Below are 11691 nucleotides of genomic sequence, written 5' to 3'. Positions count from 1 at the left end.
AGTTGCAGATTAGACTAATTGATTCCTATCTTAGCGCATGCGGGTCCAAGTCATTCCTGTTAACCTGAGGTCATGCGTGGCGCGGGTGACCAGCTCAGCATCGGTGAGCGGATCGCGTTCTACCGGCGGCGGCGTGGGCTGTCGCAGGCGGTTCTTGCTGACCTGGTGGGCCGTACCGAGGACTGGTTGAGCAAGATCGAGCGCGGTGAGCGGGACATCCGCCGCTTGGACGTGCTGGCCGACCTTGCGCGGGCGCTGAGGGTGACCCTGGGTGACCTGCTCGGCGAACCCGTGCTGATGGAAGAGCAGGACAAGCGCGACGACGTCCCGGCGATCCGAGACGCGCTGATGGCTCCCCGTCGGCTGTCGCGGACGCTGTTCTCCTCGGCGATGTCGCCCGAGTACATCGACCCGCAGCCGGTCCGCCAGTTGGTGGAAGGTGCCTGGTCGAGCTATCAAAAGGGTGACCTCGGGCGAGTTGTCACCGCGCTGCCCGGGCTGATCAAGACGACGCAGGCGATGGAAGCGGCCTCGTCGGACGACTCAGGGTACAAGCGGACCTGCGCGGCAATCTCGGCGCGGGTGCACCACCTGGCCGCAACCACGCTGAGCAAGATCGGTGAAGCTGACCTTGCCTGGATCGCGGCCGAGCGAGCCATGCAGGCTGCGGACGACTCTGATGATCCGCTGGTCTTGGCCTCGGCTGCGCGGTCCGGCACGCACGCGCTCTTGGCCGTGGGTCGGTTCGATGATGCGCTTGAGCTGGGCGACGTCGCGGCGAGGTGGCTGCTGCCGAGGATGGCTGAGGGTGATCCGGCTGCGCTGAGTCTGTACGGGATGCTCTACCTCCGCACGGCTGTCGCGGCGGCGCGACACCAGGATCGAACCACTGCGAACGACCTCCTCGGCCACGCGAAAACCGCCGCTGACCAGCTGGGCGTGGACGCCAACCACTGGCAGACCGGGTTCGGGCCGGCCAACGTCGAGCTCCACCGGCTGTCCGCCGCCCTGGACCTCGGCGACGTTAGCCAGGTCATCGAGACCGCGCCGCGCGTCAACGTCGATCACTTGCCGGTGGAACGCCAGGTCACGCATCTGATCGACTTCGCCCGAGCACTGAGTCTGCTCGCCAAGGACGACGACGCCCTTCAAGTCCTCCTGCAGGCCGAGCAGAAGTCGCCGACCATCGTCCGGCACAACACCATGGTCCGTGAGGTCGTGCGGTCCATGTACCGGCGTGCCCCGGCCACGGCCAGCAAGTCCTCGGCGCTGCTCGCGCTGGCTGAGCGCTGTGGCGCGGTGAGGTAGCCGTATGTCGCGAGTTCTCGGGCTGGTCGCCTCCGGGGCCGGCGGGGTTGAACACCTGCTTCCGCGTCTGATCAAGCCTGCCCAGAAGGAGGGCTGGACGGTCGCGGTCACCCTGACGCCCACCGCTGGCCGCTGGCTGGCCGAGACCGGGCAGCTTGACGAGATCGAGCAAGCCACTGGCTACCCGGTGCGGGTCGAGCCCCGGTCGCCGTCGCAGAAGAGCCCACACCCCGCTCCGAGCTGTTACCTGGTGGCGCCGGCCTCGGCGAACATGGTGGCGAAGATGTCTCTCGGCATCGCCGACAATCAAGCGTTGACACAGGTCAACGAGGCGATCGGGACGCTGAATCTGCCGGTGATCGTGTTCCCGCGCGTCAACGCGGCCCACGCACGCCAGCCGGCCTGGACCACGCACATCGAGAACCTCAAGAGGGTCGGTGTGGACCTGCTCTACGGTGAAGATGTCTGGCCGCTGCATGAACCGCGGTCTGCTCCTGGTCGGGATCTGCCCTGGTCAGTCATGCTGGACGCGATCGAGAAGGCCGTTCCGGCCGACCGCTAGAACCGACCCGGACAGTTTGTCCGGGTGATCTTCCTTACCCGGGTGTCTCCTGGTCTCAGCGCGCCCAATCGGACGCGCTCAAGCCGAGACATCGGGAGCGCACACATGGGCATTCACGTGGTGATTCAGCCCCTCGTCGGATACGACGCTGCCGTCGTATCGCCTTCCCCGGGAGTCCGCCAGCTGGTGGCCGGGGGCGATGAAACCGCGATCATGATCCAGGTACCGGCTCGGATCGGCGGCCTGATGGACACCGCACGGTTCGCGCGGAGCCTCGCCGTGGCCGCAAACGAGTTCGGCGAGTGGTGCGAGACGCAAAATCGCACCCGCACCTACTCCTCTCCTGTCGGCGACCAGTGGTCGGAAGAGCGCGACTAAGCGCAAGAAACCCATACGAGCAAGGGAATTCAGCATGGCTATCGACAAAGGACACCGGTTCGGCATCGACTTCGACGACGCGTTCACCCAGGGCCTCGTCATGGTGGGCGAAGTGTCGCCCGACAACGAGTACCAGTCGCGTGAGGACCGGGCCGCCAACCGTCCGGTGCGGCAGCGGGTTGACGAGGTGACCGGTAAGCGCCAGTGGAAGGTCATGGTCACCGACCCGGCCGAGACCCGCGCGAAGCGGGCATCGTTCGAGATCACGCTTCTCGCCGACGTGCAGCCGGTCCCGACCACGACGGAGGCGCTGCCGGGAATGCGGCCGATCGAGCTGGACGGCCTGACGGCGGAACCGCGCGTGGCGGGGCAGGGCGAGTTCAAGTACCAGTCCTACGTGTTCCGCGCGACCGGGTTCAAGCAGGCCGCGAGCAAGGCGTCCCGGTCCGGTGGGTCCGGTGAGACGCCGAAGGCCGCGTGACCGCGATGGGCTTCCGCGAGCGAGTCGAGGCGTGGGAGCGGGCGTATCGGGACTACATGGCCGCGTGGGAACACGGGCGTGCGGTCCTGTCGCCGATGAGTGCCACCAACACGGCCAATGCTGCTCGGCGGGTGTCGCGGGCGTGGCACGAGCTGGCGCAGGCGCGTGGGTTGCCGTGGTGGTGTGTGGCCGCGTTGGAGTCGGCGGCCGAGGGGTTCGCCGAGTTGGCAAGGGATTGGGCGAGTGAAGCAGGACACGGCGGTGATGGACGGGCTGGGCGTCCGCTGGGCGGTGGGTCCGGGTATCGAGGTGACGGTGGAGGAGACTGGCCCGGATCTGTCGGCCCCGCCGGTTCTGGTGCTGGCCGGCGCGCCCTTCGTGCTGATGTTGGTGCCGCCGCAGGACCGGGAAGCGTGGCCGGATTGCGTGGTGTTCCTGCGCCGGCTCCGCGACCACGCCGAGGACCTGGCGGCGCTGCTGGAAGCCCGCGCGGAGAGGCGTGATCGTGAGGAAGGCTGAGCCGAAGACGCTGCGGGAAGCGCACGAGGTCGTGATGGACCGCCGGCCAGCGAACAACGCGAGCCCGTCGGTCTGGCTGGCGTTCCGGCTCGGCAACGCGCGGTTGTACAAGATGATCGCGGACGTCGACCGGGGTCATCACCACGAGGCGCTGTACTGGGCCGGGTACGAGGAGCGGCAGGCGGGTGAGATCTCGGCGGAACTTCAGGCGGAAGGGAAGTCCACTGACTAGTCGCATGTAGACGACCGGAAAGTCAACAGTATCAGCGAAAAACGCACGCTATGACGTGCGGCGTTGAAGCACGTCCTGATGTGGGTGCGTGTGATCCGTAAGGCGCAGAAGCGGAACCTGGCTACCAACCTTGCCGCTCCTGCGCTGTCCACAACCAGCGGAAGTGAACAATGACAACGCTAAACGATGACAACGGGCGAGCGTCAACGGGGGTCACCCGAACGCGCTGCGCCTCCTGCAAACGATTCGCCAAATTGCTGCCCGGCGAGACGCAGTGCGCTCCCTGCTTAGGAATGCTGCCGCTGGACCTCGACGTGAAGCGGGGTGGTCGGTGATGTCTCCCGGCTTCGCGGTAGTGGCCCTGGCCGGGCTGGGGCTCGGTGTGTGGGTGCTGCACAAGGTCGGCCGCGCCTTGGCGTCCGTGGTGGAAACTGTAGCTGCGGCGGCCGTGGTGTTCGTGGCGCTGTGGTGGCTGTGCAAGGCCGTGCTCTGGATGCTCGCGCAAGTGCTGACGCGGTGGCGGACCAGCCTCACCGTGATCGCGGTGTTCGTGTGGTGCCAGCTTCTCGGCTGGCTCTCTCTGGCGATCATCGTTGGCAGCATCGCGGTGGTCCTGGTGACGTGGCGGCTCATCGACGCCGTCTCCTTCGACCAGTGGTGCTGGCGGTTTCTGCGCTCCTGGTGGGCCCGGTGGGCGGTCTACGGACGGAAGCTGCCGGAGTGGCTGCACGCCTGCGGCCTGTCGGTGCGGGACGAGGCGCTGCCGGTGGTGGTGAACGTGAACCTCGTCGGCCGTCGACGCGCACTGTCCCGCTCGACGTCGAACCGGGCGAGCGCGCGGCTGCCCAAGGTGCTCGGCGTCCGTTCCGGCGCGTCGTGGGATGAGGTGCGCGTAGAGCTGGTGGCAGGCCAGAAGCCGGAGGACTTCGACGATGCTGCTCGGGCGCTGGCTGTGGCGCGGAAGGTTGCTCGCTGCCAGGTTCGTGAGCTAGCCCCCAACGTTGTGTCGATCGACTTTCAGCGCCGTGACCTGCTTGGCGGTGGGGTGGCCGGCCCGCAGGTCCCGGACGGCGTCGACTCATCCGGTGTGGACCTGCGTAACGTGTGGGCGGGGCGGACCGAGTACGGGCGTGATTGGCGTGTCCCGCTGCTCGGCTCTGGCGCGCACTGCCTGACCGCCGGTGCCTCCGGGGCGGGCAAGAACTCAGTGATGTGGTGCCCGCTCGTCGCGGCAGCGTCGGCGATCCGGGCTGGGGTGGTACGGATGTCCGGGATCGACCCGAAGGGCATGGAACTGGCCTACGGGCGCGGGATCTTCTCCCGCTACGCCGTGGGCGGTAAGGACGCGGTCGAGCTGCTTGACGGCCTGGTGGAGGAGACGGAATCGCGCAAGCGCGCGTTCGCTGGTCGGCTCCGGACCATTCCGGTGTCGACGGAGTATCCGTTGGAGCTGCTGGAGTTCGATGAGATCGGCGCACTCACGAAGTACACCGACCGCAAGACCCGTGAGGCCATTGTGGAGCGTGTCGCGCTGCTCACCACCCAAGGCCGGGCACTAGGGATCTCGGTCCGCGGCTACGTCCAGGAGCCCACTAAGGACACCGTCCCCGTGCGGGAGCTGTTCACGCGTCGTGTGTGCCTGCGTGTGACCTCGAAGACGCACGTCGGGATGGTGCTCGGTGACGGCGCGTACGAGCGCGGGGCGTGGGCGAACCGCATCGGCGACTCGGAGGCCGGCGTGGGCTACGTCTGGGGCGAAGGCATCCGCGAACCGCTGCGCATCCGCGCAGGCTGGGTCTCCGACAGCACGGTCAAGGCGCTGGAGGCGTACGTGACCAACGGGGGTGTCGCGGATCTGCGACACGGCGGTGAGGGGGTAGCCGCGTGAACCGGCTGATGATCTTCCTCGACGCCATCCGTGACCACCTGGACTCCCACCAGCTGCCGCCGGCCGCGTCGGTCGACGTCAATGCCTGGTCCAGTCCGATCACGGTTCAGCTCGACGTGGACGGGCTGCCGGAGGTCGCGCACGCGTTGCTGGTGTGGACGCAGACGCTCGAGGACGTCTCGGCTCGGCTGTGGCGGCTGGTCGACGGGCGGTGGGTGCACCTGTCGATCAGCGGCCGGACGCCGTGCGGCATCCCGGTCGTGGTGTTCGGCGTGGTGCGGTTTGAGCCGAGCACGTTCCCGGACCTCCCGGCCGGAGCGAAGCAGGACATGCCGGTGTTCCTTCTGCGGGGTTGGTCCTCGCCGGGGGAGGTGGCGGCCTGATGGGTGAGACACGTGCAGAGCGGATGCGGACGCCGCTGGCTGCTGACGTCATCCGGGCGACAGCGGAGAAACACGGGGTCTGTGTCCGTCCATTCACGATGGAGGTGGGGGACACTACGACCGGCGAACTTCGGTACGTCCCGGTGCCCTGTGGGTCCACTGTCGAGTCGGTCTGTCTGCCCTGCGCTCGGAAGGCGAAGGCGCTGCGGCAGGTCCAGTGCCGCGAAGGCTGGCACATGACCGAAGAACCCAGCCTCACAGCCGAGCCGCCATCGGAGGACCACAAGGAGCTGCTGACCTACCGCGCGGACCTGGTCGCGGCCTACCGGGAGGTGGTCGAGCACGACCAGGCCGAGGCCGAGGAGCTGCGGGAGGAGGTCGCCGGGGTCGATGCGGAACTTCGGCAACTCGGGATGCGGGGCCGACTGCCCGTCCTCGATGTCCCGGCCAAACCTGCCGTGAAGCGGTCGACCAAGCGCAGGCAGGACACGCCGAATCTTCCTCGGCGAAAGGTCGCGAAGACCACCGTGGGCCGGGAGTACGCGGGGAAGTTCCGGCCGTCGATGTTCGTGACGCTGACCTGCGACACCTACGGGCCAGTCCGCGGTGACGGTGCTCCGGTCGACCGGTCCCGGTACGACTACCGGCGGGCCGCTCGGGATGCGGTGCACTTCGCCGCGCTGGTGGATCGGTGGTGGCAGAACCTGCGCCGGGTCGTCGGCTGGGACGCGCAGTACTTCGCCACCGTCGAGCCCCAGCGTCGGGCCGCTCCGCACCTACACGCCGCTATCCGGGGCTCGGTGCCGCACGACGTGATCCGCCAGGTCACCGAAGCCACATACCACCAGGTCTGGTGGCCGGCACATGACGAGATCGTCTACACCGACCGCCTGCCGGTCTGGGATGGCCCGGAGGCTGGCTTCGTCGACCCGGAGACGCGTCGGCCGCTGACCCGGTGGGACGACGCGGTGGAGGCGGTCGAGCGGCCGGCGCACGTCGTCCGGTTCGGGCGTCAGGTGCACTCGAAGGGCATCCTCGGCGGCACCGAAGAAGCCGGCCGCCACATCGGCTACCTGACCAAGTATCTGACGAAGTCCACCGGGGAAGTCGTCGAGGCAGACAGCGCTGCCCAGGCCGATCATCACGACCGGCTATATGCCGAGCTGTCGGTCACGCCATGCTCGCCGCGCTGCGCGGTCTGGTTGCTCTACGGCGTCCAGCCCAAGGGCGTCACGGGCAAGACCACCCCGGGGCGTTGCAAGGGCCGGGCTCACCGCCGGACCACGCTCGGTCTGCCTGGCCGCCGTGTCCTGGTCTCGCGGAAGTGGTCGGGCAAGACGCTCCTCGATCACAAAGCCGACCGGCGGGCGTTCGTGCTCCAGGCGCTCGCGGCGGTCGGGATCGAGAAGCCGGAGGCCGACCGAACACAGCAGGTCTGGCGCAAGGTCGAGCCCGGAGACCCGCAGGTCCCGCCTCGGTCGCACCTGGTGATGCGCGCGATCGCGGAGCGGATCACGTGGAAGGCCGAGTACGACCGGGCGCTACTGGCGGCGGAGAGACCTCCAGAAACTTCGGCAACCGAGCTCGCGGCCTAGGAGGGGAGCGGACGTGGAACTGCGACTGGTGGATGGGCGGTGGCTCACGACTGAGGAGTTGGGCGCCCTGCTCGGCGTTGATCCGTCGACGGTGCGGAGGTGGCGAACGTCCCGGCCTCCGCAGGGACCGCCCTTCGTTCAGCTCTCCGAACGGGTGACCGTGTATAGCGCGTCGGACATCGAAGCGTGGCTACGGAGTAGGCGCGTTGATCCAGGTCAGGCGGCCGCGTGATGGCCGGCGATGTGCGGCTTCCGCTCGGCGTCTCGTTGTCATCTGATGTCGAGTACCGGCCTGGGCGGGCGAGTCCGTACCGCGCTCGGGTGCGGTGGGTCGACCCGGTGACGAAGAGGCGTCCGAGCAAGTCGGAGGCGTTCGCGTCCGAGGACGAGGCGCGCGACTGGATCACCCGGATGGAGCGTGCCGCAGCTCAAGGCGTCGATCCGAACACGGCGACGATGAAGCTGGCCGACTACGGGACAACGAACATGACGTTCGCTCTGCGGGGGCTGGAGGCCAAGACCACCGATCCGTACTTGGCCGGCTGGCGGAAGCGGGTCGTCCCGACGCTGGGGCACCTGCCGGTCAGCATGATCACGAACGGGGCGGTCGACCGGGCGGTTCACGCGTGGATTGCGGATGAGTGCAGCCGGTCGACGGTGAAGAACAGCATCGCGGTGCTGGTCAGGGTCATGGAGCAGGCGCTTCGGGACGGCATCATCGACAGGAACCCGGCCCGGGTGACCGGCTGGCAGCAGGAGTACAAGCGCGCCGAGGACGAGTTGGACGATCCGCGGTCGTTGGCGCTGCCTGACTGGGTCTCGCTCACGACGCTGGCGGACGCCCTGGTGGCGCGGTCGTCGGGGGAGTACCGGGGCTGGGGTGACGTGGTGCTGTTCGCTGCCTGCACGGCGGCCCGGATCGGAGAGGTCTCGGGTTGCCGGGTGAGCGACATCGACACCGAGTCTTGGACGTGGACGGTTCGGCGGCAGACGACGCCGTCGCCTGGCGGGCTGGTGGACAAGGGGACGAAGGGGAAGCGGGCTCGGACAGTGCCGCTGATTGAGGACATCCGAGAGTTAGTCGCCCGTCGTATCGTCTCTGCCGATCGCGACCCCGATGGCCGACTATTCCGAGGCCCACGTGGCGGCCGCATTACCACGGCAGTCCTCCGCGACGCGACTTCGTGGGACGAGGTCGTGTCGAAACTCGGCCACGACCATCTTCGGCGTCACGACTTGCGGCACACTGGGCTGACTTGGATGGCGGACGCTGGCGTACCGTTACACCACCTCCGGAAGATCGCGGGCCACGGATCGCTTACGACGACGCAGCGTTATCTGCATCCTGACGAAAGTCGGTTACTTACGCTGGTGAACTTTTGACAGATCACCTTAGGTTGCCGTGTCATGCTCGGATTCGAGCGATGTAAGGGTGTGAGGAGTTCGGTAGCGCGCGCGGCGAGTGTCTGCGTTCTGTGGCCTATCGCGAACTCGAATTCGCCTGGGTTTGTGGCTGAGCTTGAGTGTCGTTGTTGGCTAGCGGAGCTGTGAATAGCATGTAAGAATGGATCATTCTAATCAAAGGTGTCGGGCTCGTGTAAGCGTGAAACTCATAAGTCAGGGCGCAATTCGGGAAGTTTAACTTGGTTCAAAGATTCAATAAATTCTGCTGCCGCAGCTTGCCCGTCTTCGGTTTCCTTCAACCATGTATTAAGGGTAGCGTGACGAAACGCGGCGACTGCAAGTCCTGCATCAGATGCAATCGCAAGAATGGCATCATGAGGGTTTTCTCCCTCATGTGCGGCAAGCATCTCTTGTGCCTTAGACCTGGCGATGCCGTTAATCTCGATTGACTCACTTGTCAGTGTGTCCAGTATGACTTGTTCGGGACTCACCTTTCCCGGCAGAAAAATAATGTTCCCCTTGGCCTTCGCTTTTTCTCGCTCGTCTCCGTCGAGCACTCCCCAGATTGACATCGTCGCGCCTCTGCATTTATCGGGAAATAGAGCAGCCTGGCGGACCTTGCTCGAGTCGCCCGCTATCCAAATGTCAACGAGTTCGAGGTGTGGGAAATCGAAAGAGCGAAGGAGAAACGTTAACCATTGCCTTGCTGCTTCGTCTTCTACGACGAAGAGGATAGCTTTGGGGGCGGCCAGTCGGAGAGTCTTCCAGAGGGTCCTTTCATCTGAATTCCGAAGCTGCACCATTCCGGGACTTGAAGGGTGAAGAAGAACTAAATGTTCCTTGGGTACCGCTGCGAGTCCAAGATATGAATGTGAGGTGACTAGGCAGGGTGCACGATTCTTATCAACGTAAAAAGCAACGACGTCGAGGCTTCTCTTCGATGATAGTGGTGACATGAATGTCTCGGGTTCGTCGATTATGATAATCGAGGACTTGTTGACCTGTCTCATTGCCCAAATTAGCGTGAGCCCGGCAAGTTCACCTTGGCTAAGGTCCAGTGAGGTGAAGTCCTGACCGTTCCTTCGCGTAACAAAGTACGGAAGGGCATCGCTTCGGAAAGTTAGAGCTCGATGTACCGTCGATGTTTCATGAGACTCTTGTTCAATTTCATTGGTATCATCGGTGGATTCGAGTTCGGCCAAGTCGATTTTCTCGTACTGACGCCCCAGTAGGTAGGACGCCAGCCGAACCTCGGGTGCTCTAAATGATGTGAAGCCAGCTTGTTGAATTCGATCATCAAGAGATTGATCTGTGCCAAAGGAGATACGTTGTCGCTGAAGTAGCCAGAACGTATCGATGTAAGCAACTTCAGTCGGCTGTTCGCTGGTCTCTACGTGAACCTTGCTTGAATCGCCATTTTCGACAGAATCGGCAATCGCGCCAAGTAGGCGCGACTTTCCGGAGCCGTTGACGCCGCAAAGAAGGGAGAGTCCCCCTGTAAGCTCAACTTTTCCAGGTTCGATTCCCGGCATGTCTCGAATATCTAGTTCGACGATTCTGAGGGTCTCGCGCCAGTCTGACCCAACGTGTCGCCAAACGTCGTTACGTTCTGCCTGCTTCACGCGAGATCTCCCCAGATTTGTGGGGACTCAAGAATATGAAGTGTCTCACGTTCAATTTCAGGGGGGTTGGACTCGATCTTGCCTAGCTTTCCCACAAGGTTATTAATCTGGTCATTTTGAAGCACGCGATCGTCAAAGAATGCAGCGAGCCTCCAAGCTACGGCATCTCGAGCTATCACCGAAAGAACGTCGGTTACTCGAAGGCTAGCCCGATCGTTGTAGAGTTCTAGGTACGCTTCAACAACTGCGCGGGGTCCTGCAAGTGAATCGTCGAAGATCAATGAAGGGCGGCGGACGGAGACGCGACCGCGTTCAACCAGTACGAGAAGGCGTCCGAGATCAACCTGACGTAGACTCGAATTTAGCTCTGCGCGACAAAGAATAAGAATCCAGGTAAGGAGGGTCGCTTTGTTTAGTCGAAACCCGTCACGAGGGCCATCGACGGCGCGCCCAATGCCTGAAATTGATGCGGCTACAACGTTAATTGTTGCGCTTGAAAACCCACCGTCTTTGCGGTATTGAGCTTCCAGCTCTGACGCATTCAGGGAAGTGCGCAGACTGCGGCTTTCAACATACGCGCAAGCCCGTGCAATGGTGTCATCATACGCTAGGCGAGCATTCTCAAAACCGATTGTTTCCATTCGCCAGCCTGCCGATTTCGCCAGCGCTACGAGGTCCTTGATTTGCTTCCTGCTATCTCCAATTAAGGCATTTCTCTTTTCCGCCTGAGTAAGCCCGGTTGGTAGATTTAGGCGGAAGAAGAGTTCGTACGGCTCGTCTGGCTTGTACTCATACAGCCGGTAACAAGAAATCTTGTAGTTGTGTATTCGACGCTTCACGGTATCCGGAAGTTCGTCGAATGTGAGACCTTTTAGAGAGCGAACGAAATCATCGAAAGGGTCAAATGATCCGACTTTGAGATTTCCGGCAATAAACTTCTTAATAGCGCGCAGTCGTTGCTGTCCGTCAAGAACGGCTAGTTTTTCGTCTGGTAGCACAAGAATATGCAGGGGTGGAATTGACCATTGACGAAGAATGGTGTCAATAAGCCTTTGCTGTTTGACTGTGTTCCACGCTAGCCCACGCTGAAAGTCGGGCTGTAGGTCGAGTTCGCCTTCCTCCTGGCGAGCGATGAGGGTACGGAGGTCTGGCTCCCAGGGCTCTAGTTTCACAACAACTCCGCTGTCGGGTCCTTGTAATGCAGTGTTGAAAGCGAGTCGACCGGATCAGATTACAGGTCTCGCTGCACTTGGCGGGGAGCGTCCCTTCGTAGCGTGTCGACGTGCGGCCGGCAACGCTAGACCTGATGGTGAGGATTC

13 protein-coding genes are annotated in these 11691 nt (G+C 63.8%); 11 read left to right on the top strand and 2 right to left on the bottom strand.

Annotated elements, in window-relative coordinates; genetic code table 11:
• Positions 1-72: 72 nt before the first annotated feature.
• The 11 genes from OG439_RS14310 (at position 73) to OG439_RS14260 (ending at position 8729) form a co-directional block, all read left to right on the top strand.
• Positions 73-1308: a helix-turn-helix domain-containing protein gene (locus OG439_RS14310; RefSeq protein ID WP_326949841.1), complete on the top strand. Its 1236-nt coding sequence runs from the start codon at positions 73-75 to the stop codon at positions 1306-1308.
• Between the two features lie 4 nt (positions 1309-1312).
• On the top strand, positions 1313-1870 hold the full coding sequence (locus OG439_RS14305; protein ID WP_326949840.1) for a flavoprotein: 558 nt from the start codon (positions 1313-1315) through the stop codon (positions 1868-1870).
• 105 nt (positions 1871-1975) lie between these two features.
• Positions 1976-2248, top strand: coding sequence for a hypothetical protein (locus tag OG439_RS14300; protein ID WP_326949839.1), 273 nt, complete (start codon positions 1976-1978; stop codon positions 2246-2248).
• A 34-nt stretch (positions 2249-2282) separates the two neighbouring features.
• A complete protein-coding gene (locus OG439_RS14295) occupies positions 2283-2729 on the top strand; it encodes a hypothetical protein (RefSeq protein WP_326949838.1) in 447 nt (148 codons plus the stop codon).
• 243 nt (positions 2730-2972) lie between these two features.
• A complete protein-coding gene (locus OG439_RS14290; RefSeq protein ID WP_326949837.1) occupies positions 2973-3248 on the top strand; it encodes a hypothetical protein in 276 nt (91 codons plus the stop codon).
• The gene (locus tag OG439_RS14285; protein ID WP_442792304.1) at positions 3235-3480 is read left to right on the top strand and encodes an AMED_5909 family protein; all 246 of its coding nucleotides are present in this window, start codon (positions 3235-3237) and stop codon (positions 3478-3480) included. Before OG439_RS14290 ends, OG439_RS14285 begins: the two co-directional genes overlap by 14 nt.
• A 334-nt stretch (positions 3481-3814) precedes the next feature.
• Positions 3815-5368 (top strand): FtsK/SpoIIIE domain-containing protein, encoded by a 1554-nt coding sequence (locus OG439_RS14280; RefSeq protein ID WP_326949835.1) that lies wholly within the window; start codon positions 3815-3817, stop codon positions 5366-5368.
• Positions 5365-5751, top strand: coding sequence for a hypothetical protein (locus tag OG439_RS14275; RefSeq protein ID WP_326949834.1), 387 nt, complete (start codon positions 5365-5367; stop codon positions 5749-5751). The genes OG439_RS14280 and OG439_RS14275 overlap by 4 nt, the downstream gene beginning before the upstream one ends.
• A complete protein-coding gene (locus tag OG439_RS14270; RefSeq protein ID WP_326949833.1) occupies positions 5751-7346 on the top strand; it encodes a replication initiator in 1596 nt (531 codons plus the stop codon). The genes OG439_RS14275 and OG439_RS14270 overlap by 1 nt, the downstream gene beginning before the upstream one ends.
• Before the next feature lie 13 nt (positions 7347-7359).
• On the top strand, positions 7360-7578 hold the full coding sequence (locus OG439_RS14265; protein ID WP_326949832.1) for a helix-turn-helix transcriptional regulator: 219 nt from the start codon (positions 7360-7362) through the stop codon (positions 7576-7578).
• 89 nt (positions 7579-7667) lie between these two features.
• A complete protein-coding gene (locus tag OG439_RS14260) occupies positions 7668-8729 on the top strand; it encodes a tyrosine-type recombinase/integrase (protein ID WP_326949831.1) in 1062 nt (353 codons plus the stop codon).
• 227 nt (positions 8730-8956) lie between these two features.
• Here the strand turns inward: OG439_RS14260 and OG439_RS14255 are convergent, their stop codons facing one another.
• On the bottom strand, positions 8957-10372 hold the full coding sequence (locus OG439_RS14255) for an AAA family ATPase (RefSeq protein ID WP_326949830.1): 1416 nt from the start codon (positions 10370-10372) through the stop codon (positions 8957-8959).
• Positions 10369-11544, bottom strand: coding sequence for a DUF262 domain-containing protein (locus OG439_RS14250; RefSeq protein WP_326949829.1), 1176 nt, complete (start codon positions 11542-11544; stop codon positions 10369-10371). The genes OG439_RS14255 and OG439_RS14250 overlap by 4 nt, the downstream gene beginning before the upstream one ends.
• Positions 11545-11691: the final 147 nt, after the last annotated feature.

Source organism: Amycolatopsis sp. NBC_01307 (genome assembly GCF_035975215.1).
Lineage (GTDB): Bacteria > Actinomycetota > Actinomycetes > Mycobacteriales > Pseudonocardiaceae > Amycolatopsis.
Note: the sequence above shows the minus strand (reverse complement) of the source record. Positions and strands in the feature narration are given on the sequence as shown.

Excerpts from the sequence above, each read along its gene's own strand:
- OG439_RS14310 (WP_326949841.1), top strand. The coding sequence starts at position 73 with ATGCGTGGCGCGGGTGACCAGCTCAGCATCGGTGAGCGGATCGCGTTC.
- OG439_RS14305 (WP_326949840.1), top strand. The coding sequence starts at position 1,313 with ATGTCGCGAGTTCTCGGGCTGGTCGCCTCCGGGGCCGGCGGGGTTGAA.
- OG439_RS14300 (WP_326949839.1), top strand. The coding sequence starts at position 1,976 with ATGGGCATTCACGTGGTGATTCAGCCCCTCGTCGGATACGACGCTGCC.
- OG439_RS14295 (WP_326949838.1), top strand. The coding sequence starts at position 2,283 with ATGGCTATCGACAAAGGACACCGGTTCGGCATCGACTTCGACGACGCG.
- OG439_RS14280 (WP_326949835.1), top strand. The coding sequence starts at position 3,815 with ATGTCTCCCGGCTTCGCGGTAGTGGCCCTGGCCGGGCTGGGGCTCGGT.
- OG439_RS14270 (WP_326949833.1), top strand. The coding sequence starts at position 5,751 with ATGGGTGAGACACGTGCAGAGCGGATGCGGACGCCGCTGGCTGCTGAC.